Genomic DNA, 17,262 nt, shown 5'->3' on the forward strand with positions numbered 1-17,262 from the left:
CTACGGCGCGGGGTGCACCACTTGCGCGGAGCCGCCGCCCCGGCGGACGGTCTCAGCGGCCGCCAACCACTTCCCGCCCGGCAGTCGCTGCACGCCTGTCGCCGCCCCGATCTCCGGATTCAGCTTGAACGAGTGCCCGATCGCCTCCAACTGGGACCGCACCCCACTGCTGTACAGCGTCGGCTCCAGCTCGGTCTGCGCGGCATTGCGCTGACTCGCCCGAGGCGCGGCGATCGCGTCCACGAGCGGCAGCCCACGATCCACGAACTCGGTCAGCACCTGCAGCACGGTGGTGATGATGGTCGCCCCGCCGGGCGAACCCAGCGCCACCACGGGCTTGTTGTGCCGGTCGAGCACGATCGTCGGCGAGATCGAGGACCGCGGCCGCTTGCCGGGACCGGGCAGATTCGGGTCATGAACAGCCGGGTTGGCGGGAGCGAAGGAGAAGTCCGTCAGCTCGTTGTTGAGGATGAACCCACGCCCGGGCACGGTGATCGCGCTGCCACCGGTCTGCTCGATGGTCAGCGTGTAGGCGACGACGTTCCCCCACTTGTCTGCCACCGTCAGATGCGTGGTGTTCTCCCCCTCGTACGTCGTCGGAGCCGCCGTACCCCCGTCCGAGCAGGCCGCGGGATCGCGCGGGTTCCCCGGCGCCAGCGGACTCGTGAGCACCGCGTCGTCCTTGATCAGACAGGCCCGTGAGTCGGCGAACCGCTGCGACAGCAGCTCCTTCGTCGGTACGTCCTCGAAGGCGGGGTCGCCGACCCAGCGCCCGCGGTCCGCGAAGGCGATCCGGCTGGCCTCGATGTAGTGGTGCAGGTACTGGACCTCGCTGGCCTTCGAGAGGTCGGTGTTCTCGAGGATGTTGAGGGCCTCACCGACCGTCGTGCCGCCGGAGGAGGAGGGCGCGATGGAGTAGACGCCGAGCCCTCGGTACGTGGTGCTGGTCGGCTTCTGGAGCTTGGCCCGGTAGGCCGCGAGGTCCTTCTCGGACAGGTCCCCCGGCCGCGCGTTCCACCCTGAGGCCGGATCCACGGGCGGGTTGTTCACGGTGTCGACGATGTCGTCACCGAGGTCGCCGTGGTAGATCGCGCCGACGCCCTTGCGGCCCAACTCCGCGTAGGTGCGGGCGAGATCGGGGTTCTTGAAGGTGGAGCCGACGGCCGGCAGCTGCCCGCCCGGGAGGAACAGCTTCGCCGTGTCCGGGAAGTAGCGGAACCGCGTCTCGTTGGACGCGGTCTGCGAGCGGAAGGTGTCGTCGACGACGAAGCCCTGACGGGCGATCCGCTCGGCGGGCTTCAGGACGTTGCCGAGCGGTCTGCTGCCCCACTGGTCCAACGCCGTGGCCCAGGTGGCCGGCGTGCCCGGGGTGCCGACGCTCAGTCCGCTGCTGACGGCGTCGGCGAAGGCGAGCGGCTTGCCGTTCTCGAGGAAGAGGTCGGAGTCGGCGGTCAGCGGTGCCGTCTCGCGGCCGTCGATCGTGTGGACCTTGCGGGACTTGGCGTCGTAGTAGACAAAGTAGCCGCCCCCGCCGATGCCGGAGGAGTACGGCTCGGTGACGCCGAGCGCGGCGGCGGTGGCCACAGCCGCGTCGACCGCGTTGCCGCCGTTCCTCAGGACCTCGATGCCCGCGGCGGACGCGTCCGCGTCGACGCTGGAGACGGCGCCGCCGTAGCCGACGGCGACGGGGACTTTCTCGGGTGCCGAGGTGGATTGCGGCGGCGCTGCCGCCCCCACCGACACCACGGCGGCCGAGACCGCCAGGACCGACAGTTTCCGTGCGACAGGGCGACGCATCCGTACCTCCAGGCCAGGACCGTCCGCGCAGCGTAACCACATCACCGGGGCCCCGACAGCCCTCATCGGGTCAGGTGTCATGCGAATGCCACACTTCGAACACCGGTACGTACCAACCGTGTCGGCCCGCTACCATGCGCGCACATGACTGACGACGTGCGCAATATCGTCCTGGGCGTGGTGGCGGCCGGCATCAGTGCCGCGCTCGGCTGGCTCGCCCGGACGTATCTGTGGAAGCGGAAGCTCCGCCGCAAGCAGGCCTTCTTCGGGCTGCCGGACAACTCCGAGTCGCTCCTGGTCGTGAACCGCGGCGCGAGCGGCCCGGACCTCGCGGTGATGCGCTACGACGTGTTCGCCCTCCTGGAACTCGCCGCCCTCATCAAGGACTGCAACGCACACGCCCAGGTCCTCCCGCACGACGCGGCACGGCAGGGCTTCGGCGAGCGCACCGAGTTCTGCGTGGGCGGACCGGCCTCGAACCGCCGTATGGCCGCGCACCTTTCGTCCCTGCTGCCTGGCGTCCGCGTGAACGTGGACGCCGAACCGAGCCCCGACCGCGGCGCCTTCCAGGTCGGCACCGAGCGCTACCGGGTGGAGGTCGGCACGACCGAGTACGCGCTCCTCGGCCGGCTCACCGTCGACCAGAGCAACGGCGCCCGGCCGGTCTTCCTCTTCTGCGGCCAGACCGCGATCACCAACCAGGCCGCGACCCGCTATCTGGCCCGCAACCAGGAGCGGTTGACCCGCAAGTACGGTGACAGCACCTTCGTGCTGCTGTTGAAGGTGGTCAACTCCGGGGCCTACGGGCCGGACGTCGTGGAGCTGGTCGCGGACGTGACCCGGGAGGCCAAGACCCCCCTTCCGGCATCCGCCGCTCCACGCAACTCCCACCGCGCCTCCTGAATTGATTCACACCACAACAATCGTTACTCCCACGTAACTTACCGACGGGTTACCTCCGGTAAAGCGGCGAGGTTACCGTCTGGTCACTTTGCAGTGACACGAGTAGGGAGTGACCCGTGGGACACCCTCGCAAGGCCCTGCGTACGACCACCGTGGGCGCCGTCTCCGCGACTCTGATCGCCGGTAGCGCCCTCGGACTCGCCCCCACCGCCCAGGCGGCGGACGCCATCCGCTTCGTCGACATCGCCGGTGACGGCGGCACGGTCCTCAAGGCGAACGTCATCTCGCCCGCCGGAGCCGACGGCACCCGGCGCTACCCGCTGCTCGTCCTGCCCACGAGCTGGGGCCTGCCGCAGGTCGAGTACCTCGCCCAGGCCCAGAAGCTCGCGAACTCCGGCTACGTCGTGGTCACTTACAACGTCCGCGGCTTCTGGCAGTCGGGCGGGGAGATAGAAGTGGCGGGCCCTCCCGACACCGCCGACGCGTCCAGGGTCATCGACTGGGCGCTCGCCAACACCCCCGCGGACGAACGGCACATCGGGATGGCGGGCGTCTCCTACGGCGCCGGCATCAGCCTGCTCACCGCAGCCAAGGACAAGCGCGTCAAGGCCGTCGCGTCCCTCAGCGGCTGGGCCGACCTGATCGACTCGATCTACTCCGGCCGCACCCAGCACGTCCAGGCCGGGGCCCTGCTGGACGGCGCGAGCCTCGTCACCGGCCGCCAGAGCGCCGAGATCCGGCAGATCTTCGACAACTTCTACGCGTCGAACCTGTCGAAGGAACAAGAGATGATCGATTGGGGGAAGAAACGTTCGGCCGCCACATATGTGGACCAGCTGAACCAGAACGGCGCGGCGGTCATGATGGCCAACGCGTGGGGCGACACGGTCTTCGCGCCCAACCAGTACGCGGACTTCTACGAGAAGCTGACCGGCCCGAAGAGACTGGAGTTCCGTCCCGGCGACCACGCCACCGCCGAGCTGACCGGGCTGTTCGGTCTGCCCAACGACGTGTGGACCGACACCGAGCGCTGGTTCGACCACTACCTCAAGGGCGTGGACAACGGGATCGACCGCGAGGAGCCGGTCCTGCTCAAGTCCCGTTCCACCGGCGGCTACGAGGGCTACCCGGACTGGAAGTCGGTCGGCGCGACCCGCAAGAAGATCGCCCTTACGGGCACGACCACGATCCACACCAACGTCGACTCGGGCGCCGACGGCGGGATCGTCTTCCTGTCCAGCATCCTCGACCAGATCGCCCAGGCTCCCCCGGTCGCCTCGATCCCCCTGCTCCCCCGCCGCTGGGCCGCCGTATGGCAGTCGGAGAAGTACCCGACCGCCCAACACGTGCGCGGAACCGCGACGTTGCACACCACGGTGACGCCCACCAAGGAGAGCGGCACCCTCGTCGCCTACCTCTACGACGTGGGGCCGCTCGGCCTCGGCAAGCTGGTCTCCCACGCGCCCTACACCTTCCACGGGCAGACGCCCGGGAAGCCGATCGGCGTCGACCTGGAGCTGTTCTCCACGGCCTACGACGTCCCGGCAGGGCACCGGCTGGCCATGGTGGTCGACACGGTCGACCCGCTCTACATCGAGCACAACCCGTCCGGCGCCCAGCTGACCTTCTCCTCGCCGTCGAACGACCCGTCGTACGTGTCGATTCCGCTGCGCGAGCAGTGATCTCCGGCCGGCGCCGGGCGGGTATGGCTCTGTGACTGCCGCCCCCTGCGGTTCAAGGGCCGTGGGGGGACCCCCAACCCGGCAGCGGCGGCCCTGAGGGCTCGGTCGCCGTCACCGTGGGGAGGAGCGGACCATCGTAGTCGAGGTTCAAGGACAAGGCCGCGCCTCCTCTCAGTGTTTGAGGATCTTGGAGAGGAAGTCCCTGGCGCGCTCGCTGTCGGGGTTGGTGAAGAAGTCGTCGGGGGCCCGGTCCTCGACGATACGGCCGTCGTCCATGAACACCACGCGGTTGGCGGCCGAGCGTGCGAAGCCCATCTCGTGGGTGACGACGACCATGGTCATGCCCTCCTGGGCCAGTTGACGCATGACCTCCAGCACCTCGTTGATCATCTCCGGGTCGAGGGCCGAGGTGGGCTCGTCGAAGAGCAGGGCCTTGGGCTCCATGGCGAGGGCACGGGCGATGGCCACGCGCTGTTGCTGGCCGCCGGAGAGCTGGGCCGGGTACTTGTCGGCCTGGTCGGCGAGGCCCACCCGGTCGAGGAGTTCGCGGGAGCGACGGTCGGCCTGCTCCTTCTTGCGCCCCCGGACCTTGACCTGGGCCAGCGAGACGTTCTGCAGGACCGTCTTGTGGGCGAACAGGTTGAAGGACTGGAAAACCATGCCGACCTCGGCACGGAGCTTCGCGAGGGCCTTGCCCTCCTCGGGCAGCGGCTGCCCGTCGAGCGTGATGGAACCGGACTTGATGGTCTCCAGGCGGTTGATCGTCCTGCAGAGCGTGGACTTGCCCGACCCCGAAGGGCCGATGACCACGACCACCTCCCCCTTGCCGACGGTGAGGTTGATGTCCTGCAGGACATGCAGCTCACCGTAGTACTTGTTGACGTCACGCAGTTCGATCAACGGATCGACAACGGCCATACCCAGCCCTACCCACTCTCAGCTGTGTCGTGGTTGCCGCAACTTATCGAGGCAAGATCACACTTGAGGAACGACACGCACTTTTCGGTCATAAGCCGTATTTACGCCGCGCTTACGGCCATGGTTTCACTCCTCGGCGACTTCCGCGTAGAGCTGGGACAGCTCGGGCACCCCGCTCGCGGCCCACTCGTGTCCGGAGGCCACGACGTCGAACTCCCGGCCGGATTCCAGCCGGATCACGGGCTGGCCGTCCGAGCGCAGATCCCAGGTCGCTCCGGGGACGGTCCGCACGATGACCGTGCCCAGGTAGAGCCCGGCGTCGTTTCCGAGCCAGAGCAGGATCTCCTCGTCGTCGCGCCAGCCCGGCACCAGCTGATCGAGCGCCTCCAACGAGGCTGCCGTGTCGTCCAGTCGGACACCTGAACGGGACGCGTGGGAGCGCAGGAGCTCGCACTCGGAGAGGAGTTCGGCGATGCCCTCGGGGTCGCGGGTTCCGGGCTTCTCACTCCGGCCGCCCAGAAAAGGGATCTTCATACGCCCAGCGTGTCACTCACCCGGCCGCATGCACCACAGGCGCGCGGGCCCTCGTTTCCGGCCGACTTCACACCGACTCCGCGCAGGGTGCGGTGACGTGCCGCCGATGTCCCCTTGGCGGCACGATGCACCTTTCGTCCCTGCCGTGAGGTCTAGACGTCCAGGTCCACGACCACCGGCGCGTGATCGGACGCGCCCTTGCCCTTGCGCTCCTCACGGTCGACGTACGCGTCGGTGACGGCCTTCGCGAAGGACTCGTTGCCGTACACCAGGTCGATGCGCATGCCGCGGTTCTTGGGGAAGCAGAGCTGGCGGTAGTCCCAGTACGTGAACGGGTGGTCGTACTTGAGGGGCCGCGGGACCACGTCCGACAGGCCCGCCTCGCGCAGGGAGGCGAGGGCCGCGCGCTCGGCCGGGGTGACGTGGGTGAGGCCCTCGAAGGCGGCCACGTCGTAGACGTCGTCGTCCGTCGGCGCCACGTTGTAGTCGCCCAGGACCGCGAAGGGGCGGCTGCCCGCGGCGTCGCGCGCCACGGCGGCCCTCAGGGCCTCGAACCACTGGAGCTTGTAGGCGTAGTGCGGGTGGTCGACCTCGCGGCCGTTCGGCACGTAGACCGACCAGACGCGGACCGGGCCGCAGGTCGCGGAGATGGCGCGGGGCTCCGGGGCGCCGTCGTAGCCCGGGTCGCCCGCCAGGCCCTTGACGACGTCCTCCAGGCCCACTCGGGTGATCACCGCCACGCCGTTCCACCGGCCGGTCGCGTGCACCGCCGCCTCGTAGCCCGCCTCGCGCAGCTGGTCGAACGGGAACTGCTCCTCGGCGATCTTGGCCTCCTGGAGGCACAGCACATCGGTGCCGGTGCTCTCCAGCCAGGCCAGCAGCCTCGGGAGACGGGCGGTGATCGAGTTGACGTTCCAGGTCGCGATGCGCATGCCCGACAACCTACCGGGCGGCACTGACAGTCAGAGTGCCGTGCTCTCCCTCGGCTGCAGCCGCAGGTGTTCCGCGCCGCCGAGGGCGCCGATCTGGTTGTCGTAGACCGGGCGCGCGAGGTCCGTGAGGAGGGCGTCGTGGATGTCGTAGGCGCGCTGGGGCTTGACCTCACGGACGTAGTCGATGACCTCGGAGATCTTGCTCCAGGGGGCCATGACGGGAAGCATCAGCGTCTCGACTGCGTGGTCGGGGACGGTGAGGGCGTCGCCGGGGTGGAAGATGCGGCCGCCGTCGACGAGGTAGCCGACGTTGGTGATGCGCGGGATGTCCGGGTGGATCACGGCGTGCAGTTCGCCGTGGACCTGGACGTCGAAACCGGCGGCGGTGAAGGTGTCGCCGTGGCCGACGGTGTGCACGCGGCCCGGGAACGCGGTGGAGATCTTCTCGGCGACCGACTTCAGCGTCCAGATCTCCGCGGCCGGGTTGGCGTCCAGGGCCGTCCGCAGCCGCTCCTCGCTGAAGTGGTCCAGGTGTTCGTGCGTGACGAGGATCGCGTCCGCGCCGAGGGCGGCGTCCTCCTCGCTGAAGGCGCCGGGGTCGAGGACGAGCGTCTGTCCGTCCTTCTCCAGACGGACACAGGAGTGCGACATCTTCGTGAGCTTCATGGGTCCATCCTGCCTCTGGGCGAAGCGCCCGGCTCACTCGGTGGGGGTGGTCTCCTCGCGGATCACCTGCTGGGCCACCTTGAACGCGCTGTTGGCCGCGGGGACACCGCAGTACACGGCCGCCTGGAGGAGCACCTCCTTGATCTCGGACGGAGTGAGGCCGTTGCGCAGGGCGGCCCGGGTGTGGAAGGCGAGCTCGTCCAGATGTCCGCCCGCGACCAGGGCGGTGAGGGTGACGCAGCTGCGCGAGCGGCGGTCGAGGCCGGGCCGGTCCCAGATCTCGCCCCAGGCGTAGCGGGTCACGAACTCCTGGAAGTCACCGGAGAACTCGTCGGCCTGCGCGAGCGCCCGGTCCACGTGCGCGTCGCCGAGCACCTCACGGCGCACCTTGATGCCGGCGTCGTACGGGTCGGGACGGGTCCCTGACTGGGGGGCGGGGACGGCCGGGGCGATCTCGGCGATCGGCACCGGTTGCGGCGGCGCGGCCGTCAGGACCGCCTGGAGCGGGGTCGCGGGGATCGCGGTCTGGCCGGTGGCCGAGTCGAAGGCGGGCTGCCACGCGGTGGAGAAGTGTCTGACCAGCAGGTCGGTGACGGCCGCCGGCTGCTCGACCGGCACCAGGTGGGAGGCGCCGGGCACGACGGCGAGCCGTGCGTCCGGAATGCCCGCGACCAGGGTGCGGGCCTCGGCGGGGCCGGTGACCTGGTCGTCGGAGCCGACGAGGACGAGGGTCGGCACACCGACCCTCGCGAGGTCGGCCCGCACGTCGAACGCGGCGAGCGCCTCGCAGGCCGCGATGTAGCAGCCCGGGTCGGTGGTGCGCACCATCTGCACGGCCCACTCGGTGATCGCGGGCTGGGCGGCGGCGAACCCGGAGGTGAACCAGCGGTCGGGCGAGGCGCGGGCGATGGGATCGAGCCCGTTCGTCCGTACGATCACTCCGCGCTGGCGGAACTCGTCGGCCGTGCCGAAGCGGGGCGAGGCGGCGATCAGCGCGAGCGAGGCGAGCCGCTCCGGGTGGCGCAGCGCCAGCTCCATGCCGACCGCGCCGCCCAGCGAGCAGCCCGCGTAGCCGAAGCGCTGCACGCCGAACTGGTCGAGCGTGGCGAGCAGCCGGTCGGTGAGATCGCGGACCGAGCCCGCCGGGTAGGCGGGCGAGCCGCCGTGCCCCGGCAGGTCGAACCGGAAGATGCGCCACTGCTTGACCAGCTCCGGGACCTGCCGGTCCCACATGTGCCACGTGGTCCCGAGCGACGGCCCCAGGATGAGGACCGGGGCGTCTTCCGGGCCGTCGAAGCGGTACTGGAGGGCGGGGGTCTTCGTCTCACTCACGGCCCCCACGCTAACCGTCTTTTCTTACGTTTCGGACCCTGGGCCCCTGTCCCCCACACCCGGCTCCCGAACATCATCGCCGCACTCTCACACGGCCTTCACGGGGTGTCGGACTGCGGGGTCGGAGAGACGGCCCTGAGCCCGTGGGTGTTGGGGAGGGGTGGCGCCGGGGGCGGCCGCGGGCCGTGGAGTCGCCGGCGCGGGGGGAAGGTGTACGCCCCGGGCGGGGGCGGTCGCCGGTCCGTGAGCACTGTCGATCCCTCGATCTCATCGATCTGTCGATCTGTCGATCTGCCGATGGAAATCGAGCCGGGGGGTGTCAGGGCGAGGGCGTACGTGGCATCGGTCGGGCCGGGCCTCGATCAGGCGCGGTCAGACAGAGCCGGCGGGACAGATCCAGGCGGGGGCCGTTCCGGGTGCGGCCGAGTGGGACGGTGCCCTGGCCGACACCGTTGGCCCCGCAGTGCCCTGACCCGCCGCGCCGAACTCGCCGGAGAAAGTTCCGCCACCGGCGATCGGGGCGGACAGGTCCACGGGTCCAGGGCTGGGACGGTGACCCTGACCCACAGGACAGCGGTCGGCTGGAACGGTCCGGGCTCGGGGAGACAGTCGGCGCGGAGGGGACCGGGACATGGGCGTCGGTCGGGTCAGAGGGCGGTCGGTGTGCCCAGGCCCGTGAGGGCGCCTACCGGGTCCAGGTCGGGGGTGCCGCGGGGCCACCAGTCGTCGTGGCCCGGTTCGGACTCGTAGGCGTACCACAGGCCGTCGCGGCCGAGGCGGAGTTGGATGTGGCCGCGGGGATGGGTGAGGTGGTTGTGCCAGGGGCGGAAGGCGGGGAGGTCGGCGGCGAGGAGGAGGGGGCGGGCGCGGTCGAAGCGGCCGGCCGGTGGGTCCCAGGGTTCTTCGAGGACGGCGAGTCCTTCGATCCCGCCCTGTCTCCAGGCGGCGACCGCGCGGGCCAGATCGGCCGGGGTGCGGTCGGTGGCGGCGGCGAGGGAGGCGTAGAGGGCTCGGGTGCCGGCGGTGAGTCCGGAACCGGGGCGGGCGGCGGCGAGGCGTACCGCGTCCTGCCACAGGGTGAGTTCGCCCACCGGGTCGCGGGCGGTGCCGAGCAGAGCGTGGGCGCGGGCGGCGGCGTCGGTGGCCAGCTGATCCAGGGCGAAGGGGTCGGGGCCGCCCGGGGACGCGGGGTAGGCCGGGGGCTGCTCGGGGTGCGCGGGGGCGGGCAACGGGGCGGGAAGCGGCGGGAGTCGGCGGGGCGCGAGGGCTTCACTGGCCCGTACGCCGGGCAGTGGCGCCGGTTCCTGCTCCTGGGCGGCACGGGCCGCGCGGGCGGCGCTGAGGCGGGACAGGGCGTCGAGCAGTTCCCGTTCGCCCCGGCCGCGCAGCAGGAGCAGGACGAAGGGGTCGGCGTCGAGCAGGCGTGCCGTCTGGTAGCAGAGGGCGGCGGCGTGCTTGCAGGGGTGGCCTCGGTCGGGGCAGCTGCACTGCGGTTCGAGATCGCCCGGACCAGGGAGCAACGGCACTCCGCACTCGGCCAGCGCCTGAGGCATCTCCTTGTCGAGGAGTGCGGCGATGTGTCCGGTCCGGTCGGCGGCGAGGTCCAGGAACCGGTCCCAGTCGGCATCGTCGAGCGTCCGCAACCGCACCTGCACGCGGTACGGCCGGGGGCGGCTCCCCTGCACATAGGCGAGCACCAGCCCCGGCGTCACGGTGATCGCGTCCACGTGTCCCTGCTCGGCATAACTCCGGCCCCGCGCAAGCCGCTTGGCGTCCAGCGCGCCCTCCTCCAGCGCGGAGACCCAGGCGTTGCCCCACCAGGTGGCGGCGAACCGGGCGTCCTCGGAGGTCCGGGGAGGGAAGGCGGGGAAGGTGCGACGCAGGTCGTTGTCCCGGTTGGGGGCGGCCATGGAGTGGGGGCGGTGCGGGGAGGCCGGGGTCGGCACGGGTGCGGGTGCCGGGAGGAGCCAGTTCTGGTCATCGCCGGTGTCCGTGGGGGCGTCGCCGGGCGAGCCCGCCGGAGCCGTGCCGAATGGGTTGCCGGTGCTCGGGGAGCTGTCCTCGGCGGCGGGTGGCCGTGGAACGGAACTCCCCTGCCGCATACCGTCGTTGTCCTCGGGGCTCGCGCCCGGCAGGTCCACGTCGTCGGGCATCCGGAACGCGTCGGCCAGCAACTCCCGTACGTCTCGCGCCCGGGCGCCGGCGGCTGGACGCGGTGCGGGGCTTCGGTCCCGGGACGCGGCCTGAGCGGTACGACGCGACCGACCCGCGAGTGCGGCCTCGGCGGCCGCCCGCCTCTTGCGTGCTGTACGCAGCGCTTCGCGGGCAGCATCCGCAGGGCGCGCCTCGGGCTGCCCGGATGCGGCGTCGTGGACGGCCGGGGCAGGCGGAGCCGGCTCGGCGCCCTGATGCGTTTCCCCGTCCGGGGAGCCGGCGGAAGCCGCGGAGGTAGTGCCCGTGTCAAGCCGACCCGAGTCGACGTCCGTTTCCGCACTCGACGCGTGCCGGGCCGCGACAGCTTCCCGTAGGGCCGCGCGGGCCGCGTCACCTGGGCGGGCCTCGGGCGGGGCGGGGTCGGGCACGGCGTTCTCGGGCGCCGCGCCCTCCGTGTCCTGTCCGCCCGGTGTCCCCGGCTCATCGGCCTCTGCGTGCGCCCGGTGAGCCGCGCTCTCGGCCGCCGAGCGGTTCGCCCCTTCGGCCACGAGGCCACCGGCGTCCTTCGCAGCCGGATTGCCGGCCCCGTCGCCCTCAAGACCCCCCGCGCCCCGCGCCGCGAAACTACCGACCCCCTCGGCAGCGAGGCCCCCCGTCCCCTGCGCCGCGGAGCCGCCCGCCTCCTGCGCTTCGCCGCCGTCCGCCCCGGTGACCGTCTGCCCGCCCGTCTCCTCCGTCCCCTCCCGGCTCGCCCGCTCCCGTGCCGCTCGCAGGGCACGGCGGACCTCGTCGGCGGGGCCGGGGGTCATGACTGCCTCCGGAGCGAGACCAGGTCGGACAGCTCGCGGTCGGTGAGTTCCGTGAGGGCGGACTCGCCGGAGCCGAGGATCGCGTCGGCGAGGGCGCGCTTGGACTCCAGCATCTCTGCGATGCGGTCCTCCACGGTGCCCTCGGTGATGAGGCGGTGGACCTGGACGGGCTGGGTCTGGCCGATGCGGTACGCGCGGTCGGTGGCCTGTTCCTCGACGGCCGGGTTCCACCAGCGGTCGAAGTGGACGACATGGCCCGCGCGGGTGAGGTTGAGGCCGGTGCCCGCCGCCCGCAACGACAGGACGAGGACCGGAATCGCGCCGCTCTGGAAGCGGTCCACCATGCGCTCGCGCTCCGGCACCGGCGTACCGCCGTGCAGCAGGTCCACCGGGACCGCGCGGGCGGCGAGGTGGGCGGTGATCAGCCGGGCCATCCCCACGTACTGCGTGAAGACGAGCGCGGAGCCGTCCTCGGCCAGCAGGGTGTCCAACAGCTCGTCCAGCAGGGCCAGTTTGCCCGAGCGGGCGACCAGCCGCTCGCCGGCCGTCGGCGGGACCTCCTCCTTCAGATACAGCGCGGGGTGGTCGCAGATCTGCTTCAGCGCCCCCAGCAACTTCAGCACCAGGCCCCTGCGCGCGATGCCCTGCGCCGTCTCGATCGCCAGCATCGACTCGCGCACCACCGCCTCGTACAGCGAGGCCTGTTCGCGCGTGAGGGGGACCGGATGGTCCGTCTCCGTCTTGGGCGGCAGCTCGGGGACGATGCCGGGATCGGACTTCTTGCGGCGCAGGAGGAAGGGCCGCACCAGCCTCGCCAGCCTGGTCACCGCCTCCTCGTCCTCGCCGTTCTCCACCGCGCGCGCGTGGCGGGCGCGGAAGGACTTCAGGGGGCCGAGGAGTCCGGGGGTCGTCCAGTCGAGCAGTGCCCACAGCTCGGAGAGGTTGTTCTCGACCGGTGTGCCGGTCAGGGCCACGCGCGCGGGCGACGGAATGGTGCGCAGGGCCTTCGCGGTCGCGGAGTACGGGTTCTTCACGTGCTGGGCCTCGTCCGCAACGACCATGCCCCAGCGCTGCTCGGCCAGCCTCGCCGCGGCCGCCCGCATGGTGCCGTACGTGGTGAGGACGAAGCCGCCGTCGAGGTCGTCCAGACTGCGGTCGGTGCCGTGGAAACGGCGGACGGGGACGCCGGGCGCGAACCGGGTGATCTCGCGCTGCCAGTTGCCCAGGAGCGAGGCCGGGCAGACGACGAGGGTCGGCTCACGGCGCGCCCGGCGCAGGTGCAGGGCGATGACGGTGATCGTCTTGCCGAGTCCCATGTCGTCGGCGAGGCAGCCGCCGAGGCCCAGGGAGGTCATGAGGTCCAGCCAGGCCAGGCCGCGGAGTTGGTAGTCGCGGAGGGTGGCGTGCAGGCCCGCGGGCGGTTCGGCGGGGTGGACTCCGGTCGTCAGGCGCTCGCGCAGGGCGGCGAGCGCGCCGACCGGCACCGCCTCCACCGTCTCTCCGTCGACCTCGGCGCTGCCGGCGAGGGCGACGGAGAGCGCGTCGACCGGGTCGAGCAGGCCCAGTTCACGCTTGCGGGCCTTGCGGACGAGAGCGGGGTCGACCAGCACCCACTGGTCCCTGAGGCGTACGACGGGGCGGTGGGCCTCGGCCAGCGCGTCCATCTCGGCCTCGCTGAGCGGGTCGCCGCCGAGCGCCAACTGCCAGCGGAACTGGAGGAGTTCCTCGCTCTCGAAGAAGCCGGTGCCGTCGGTCGCCGAGCCCGGCGCGGGTCGTACCACCGCCGCCGCGGTGAGGTCCTGCGCCAGGTCCCGCGGCCAGTGGACCGCGACTCCGGCAGCCGCGAGCCGGGGCGTTGCCACGCCGAGCAGGTCGCCCAACTCCTCGTCGGACAGGGCCAGCACATCGGGTACGTCCTGCTCGGAGAGCCGGTCCAGGGGCGGCCACACCCGGGCGGCGCGCCGCACCGCGAGGGCCGCGTCGACGCGTGCGCGTGGTCCGAAGACGGCGTCGGCGTCCCCCGCCCACAGGGCCGCCGCGTCGGCCACGAGGGTCGGGTCGGCGAGGCTGTGCACCTGGACGATCGCGGCGCCCGCGCTGCGTGCACCGTCGGTGTCGGCGTTGAACAGGTGGTACGCCGACAGGTCCAGGCGGAGCGAGATCCGCACGCCCGCGTCCATGCCGGCGGCGACCTCCGCGGCCCAGTCGTGGGCGTGCGGCAGCCGCTGGGGTGCGCGGGCCGCGAAGGGCTTGCCGGAGGCGAACGGTGCGGCGGGGGTGCGGGGCAGGGTGTCGGCGACCGCGTCCAGGAAGGAGCGCATCAGTGCTTCTGGTTCCGGCAGCCGGAGCGGGCCGGGGCCGGGCAGCGGGACCGCGTGGCCCTCGTGGGGCAGGGCGGCCGCGACGGCACGGAGGTGGGCGATGTCGTCCGGGTCCAGCGGTCCGGCCCGCCAGGCGTCGTGGCCGGTGGCGGTGAGTCCGGGGAGCAGGCGGCCGCGGGCGGTCAGCCGCAGCGCGTGCAGGGCGGCCGCGCCCCAGCAGGCCGTGGCGGGATGGGCGGCGGGATCGCGCCGGGCCCGGACGAGCAGCGGAAGGGCCGCGCCGACCGGGAGCGAGAGGGCGGGGGCGGTGCGACGTCGGACTCCCGCTCCGTGCGGTCGTACGACAGTGAGCTCGGTGCGCTCGAGCGGCGGGGCGTCGGCCTGGGGGCTCTCGGCCGGCAGGGGCGCGCCCTCGGGATCCCAGAAGGCGATCCGCCCCTCCCGGGGAAGTGGTGCGGGCAGGAAGACGGCTGCGAGCCGGACGGAGACAGCCGCCCCCTGCTGCACATCCGTGCGCTCGGCCACCACGGCGCTGTCGCTCATACGTCCTGTCACCTCCCGCCCGCATGTCGGATCACTCGTCTTCGACTCTACGGGCGGGGTCTGACAATCGGCTCCGGCGACCGGATCAGGGGACCGTGCGCGAGACGACGTACACCTTCGGGGCGTTCGGCACGGTCAGGTTGACCATGACGTCCTGGGTGGGCGCCGGGTCCTTCTGGGAGTGGGTCAGGCCCCACCAGGAACGCGGTCCGTCGAACCGCCAGCCGCTGACCTTCTGGTCGCGTTCGCTGATGGAGATGTCGCCCTTCTTCAGGTCGGCACGGCTGACACCCATGCCGGTGAGGAAGGCGGCCAGACCGGCGTCCGTCGTCCGGAACTTGACGTAGAGGCGGCTGGTCTTCCAGTTGTTGGTCTCGTAGGAGGCGACCAGGTCCGCGGGGTGCGGGACCGGCACCTGGTAGAGGCGGCGCTGGACCTTGGACGGCCAGCCGGGCGTGAGTCCCGTGGCCGAGTACTTCGCCTCTTTGTCCTTGCCGCTGTCGCGGCTCTGGTTGGCGGAGATCACCAGATAGCCGGCCGGGACGCCGATGAGCAGACCGATGATGAGCAGCGTGATCGCCCGGCGGCGGATCTTGTGACGGCGGTCCTCGGTGGGCCGCTCCGGCTCACCGGGGGGCGCCGAGGTCTGGTGCGGCAAGGATGCCGTCATGCGGTGTCCCGGGACGTACGGCGGGCCTCCACGTACCGTTCGTAGCGCTCGTGCCGCTCCACCCGGCGCCGGTTGGCACGCCGGAAGCGGCGGGCGACCAGGCGGGCGAGGTCGGCGGCGCCGACCATGCCGGCCTCGGGGCCGAGCTGGGCGCGGGCGATGCGGGCCTCGGGGCGGTAGCCGCGGCCGGTGAGCTGGCGCTTGAAGGCGTCCCGGGCGGGGCCGATCAGCAGGTCGTCGGCCGCGCTGACGCCGCCGCCGATGACGAAGCAGGACGGGTCCAGGGCGGCCGCGAGGTTCGCGATGCCGACGCCGAGCCACTGGCCGATGTCCTGGAGCAGCTCGATGCACATGGCGTCGCCGTCACGGGCCAGCTCGGTGATCATCGGACCGGTGATGTCGGCGATGTTGCCCTTGACGTGCTCGATGATCCCGTACGCCACCGGGGAGTCCGCGGCGGCCAGCTCCCTGGCCTCCCTGACCAGCGCGTTGCCGGAGCTGTACTGCTCCCAGCAGCCGCGGTTGCCGCACGGGCAGCGGTGGCCGCCGGGGACGACCTGCATGTGACCGAACTCGCCGGCGACACCGTACTTGCCTCGCTTGACCTGGCCGTCCTCCAGGATGGCGCCGCCGATGCCGGTGCCGAGCGTGATCATGACGAGGTGGTCCTCGCCACGCCCCGCGCCGAAGCGCCACTCGGCCCAGGCCGCGGTGTTCGCGTCGTTGTCCACCAGCACGGGGACCGCGAGGCGGCCGGCGATGCGGTCGCGCAGCGGCTCGTTGCGCCAGGACAGGTGAGGTGCGAACAGCACACGGTTGCGGTCGGCGTCGACCCAGCCGGCCGCGCCGATGCCGACCGCGTGCACGTCGTGGCGGTCGGACAGGTCCAGGACCAGTTCGACGATGGTGTCCTCGACGACCTTGGGGCTCTTGGACTTGTCCGGGGTCTCGGTGCGGACCTTCTCCAGGATGTTGCCGTCGGCGTCGACGACACCCGCCATGACCTTGGTGCCGCCGATGTCGATGCCCACCGTCGGCACGCGGGGTGCGGTCAGGTGTGAGCGGCGTTCCCGCGTGCCGACGGTCCGCAGGGCGGGGGCGCGGCGGGAGCCTATGGGGGCGCTGAAGTTGCCGTAGGTGCTCATCGGCCCCGATTCTGCCTCACCGTGACATCGAGTGCTGTACGGGGGAGCAATGGGGAGACGTGCGTTATTTGCCGGGTGCGGACGGTTCGTGGCTGGTCCCGCCGTTCCCCGCGCCCCTTACGGGCGCACCAGGAGCTGGAATTCGAATGAGTAGCGAGTGGGGCGATATGTATGCGTGCCGTACTCGACCGCTCTGCCCGTGTCGTCGAACGTGACGCGTTGCATGGTGAGCAGGGGGGCGCCCGCCTCCTCGGCCAGGCGTTCCGCCTCCGCCTGCGTGGCCGCTCTCGCGCCGATGGACTGGCGGGCGCTGTGCAGGGTGATGCCCGCCGCGCGCATCATGCGGTACAGGCCGGTGGCCTCCAGCTGGGCGGTGTCCAGGTCGAGGAGGGCCGGGGGAATGTAGTTGCAGAGGTACGCCATCGGCTCGCCGTGGGCCATGCGCAGGCGTTCCACCCGGTGTACGTCGCTGCCCTCGGCGACGCCCAGTGCCGCGGCGATCTCGGCGGTGGCGGCGACGACGGTGTTGACGAGGACCTTGGTGGCGGGGCGCTGACCGGCCGCCTCCAGGTCGTCGTAGAGGCTGCTGAGCTCCAGAGGGCGCTTGACCTGGCTGTGCACGACCTGGGTGCCGACTCCGCGGCGCCGGACCAGCAGGCCCTTGTCGACGAGCGACTGGATGGCCTGGCGCACGGTGGGCCGGGACAGGCCGAGCCGGGCGGCGAGCTCGATCTCGTTGCCCAGCAGGCTGCCGGGGGTGAGCGTCCCGTGCTCGATCGCGGCCTCCAACTGCTGGGACAGCTGGAAGTACAACGGCACCGGGCTGCTGCGGTCCACACTGAGCTCGAGCGTCACG

General features: G+C 71.8%; 13 protein-coding genes. 2 read left to right on the forward strand and 11 right to left on the reverse strand.

From position 1 onward, the window contains the following. Entirely contained in the window at window positions 1-1,797 is a 1,797-nt protein-coding gene (ggt, locus tag AQJ46_RS36375; RefSeq protein ID WP_208617035.1) for a gamma-glutamyltransferase, read from the reverse strand. A 144-nt stretch (window positions 1,798-1,941) separates the two neighbouring features. On the opposite strand from ggt, the gene AQJ46_RS36380 reads away from it, so the two are divergent. Both AQJ46_RS36380 and AQJ46_RS36385 read left to right on the forward strand, forming a co-directional pair. After that, a complete protein-coding gene (locus tag AQJ46_RS36380; RefSeq protein ID WP_208617036.1) occupies window positions 1,942-2,700 on the forward strand; it encodes a hypothetical protein in 759 nt (252 codons plus the stop codon). A gap of 116 nt (window positions 2,701-2,816) precedes the next feature. Next, complete coding sequence (locus tag AQJ46_RS36385) at window positions 2,817-4,382, forward strand: CocE/NonD family hydrolase (RefSeq protein ID WP_059209614.1); 1,566 nt, start codon at window positions 2,817-2,819, stop codon at window positions 4,380-4,382. Between the two features lie 171 nt (window positions 4,383-4,553). Here the strand turns inward: AQJ46_RS36385 and AQJ46_RS36390 are convergent, their stop codons facing one another. From AQJ46_RS36390 to AQJ46_RS36435, 10 genes are all read right to left on the reverse strand, one after another. After that, window positions 4,554-5,300, reverse strand: a complete 747-nt coding sequence (locus tag AQJ46_RS36390; RefSeq protein WP_059209615.1) for an amino acid ABC transporter ATP-binding protein — start codon at window positions 5,298-5,300, stop codon at window positions 4,554-4,556. 126 nt (window positions 5,301-5,426) lie between these two features. Then, window positions 5,427-5,834, reverse strand: a complete 408-nt coding sequence (locus AQJ46_RS36395; RefSeq protein ID WP_057608311.1) for a DUF6278 family protein — start codon at window positions 5,832-5,834, stop codon at window positions 5,427-5,429. A 152-nt stretch (window positions 5,835-5,986) separates the two neighbouring features. Further along, window positions 5,987-6,766 (reverse strand): exodeoxyribonuclease III, encoded by a 780-nt coding sequence (locus AQJ46_RS36400; protein WP_059209616.1) that lies wholly within the window; start codon window positions 6,764-6,766, stop codon window positions 5,987-5,989. A 30-nt stretch (window positions 6,767-6,796) separates the two neighbouring features. Continuing rightward, complete coding sequence (locus tag AQJ46_RS36405) at window positions 6,797-7,432, reverse strand: MBL fold metallo-hydrolase (RefSeq protein WP_057608313.1); 636 nt, start codon at window positions 7,430-7,432, stop codon at window positions 6,797-6,799. Window positions 7,433-7,465: 33 nt separating this feature from the next. After that, window positions 7,466-8,764, reverse strand: a complete 1,299-nt coding sequence (gene pcaDC / locus AQJ46_RS36410) for a bifunctional 3-oxoadipate enol-lactonase/4-carboxymuconolactone decarboxylase PcaDC (RefSeq protein ID WP_059209705.1) — start codon at window positions 8,762-8,764, stop codon at window positions 7,466-7,468. A 647-nt stretch (window positions 8,765-9,411) separates the two neighbouring features. Beyond that, entirely contained in the window at window positions 9,412-11,727 is a 2,316-nt protein-coding gene (locus tag AQJ46_RS36415) for an SWIM zinc finger family protein (protein ID WP_059209617.1), read from the reverse strand. Further along, window positions 11,724-14,591, reverse strand: a complete 2,868-nt coding sequence (locus AQJ46_RS36420; RefSeq protein WP_059209618.1) for a DEAD/DEAH box helicase — start codon at window positions 14,589-14,591, stop codon at window positions 11,724-11,726. The genes AQJ46_RS36415 and AQJ46_RS36420 overlap by 4 nt, the downstream gene beginning before the upstream one ends. Window positions 14,592-14,676: 85 nt before the next feature. After that, on the reverse strand, window positions 14,677-15,261 hold the full coding sequence (locus tag AQJ46_RS36425) for a hypothetical protein (protein ID WP_057617197.1): 585 nt from the start codon (window positions 15,259-15,261) through the stop codon (window positions 14,677-14,679). Next, window positions 15,258-16,406 (reverse strand): ROK family glucokinase, encoded by a 1,149-nt coding sequence (locus AQJ46_RS36430; protein WP_031051879.1) that lies wholly within the window; start codon window positions 16,404-16,406, stop codon window positions 15,258-15,260. Before AQJ46_RS36430 ends, AQJ46_RS36425 begins: the two co-directional genes overlap by 4 nt. Before the next feature lie 117 nt (window positions 16,407-16,523). After that, window positions 16,524-17,261 (reverse strand): GntR family transcriptional regulator, encoded by a 738-nt coding sequence (locus AQJ46_RS36435; RefSeq protein WP_107105036.1) that lies wholly within the window; start codon window positions 17,259-17,261, stop codon window positions 16,524-16,526. Window position 17,262 lies beyond the last annotated feature (1 nt).

This window comes from Streptomyces canus (assembly GCF_001514145.1).
Classification (GTDB): domain Bacteria; phylum Actinomycetota; class Actinomycetes; order Streptomycetales; family Streptomycetaceae; genus Streptomyces; species Streptomyces canus.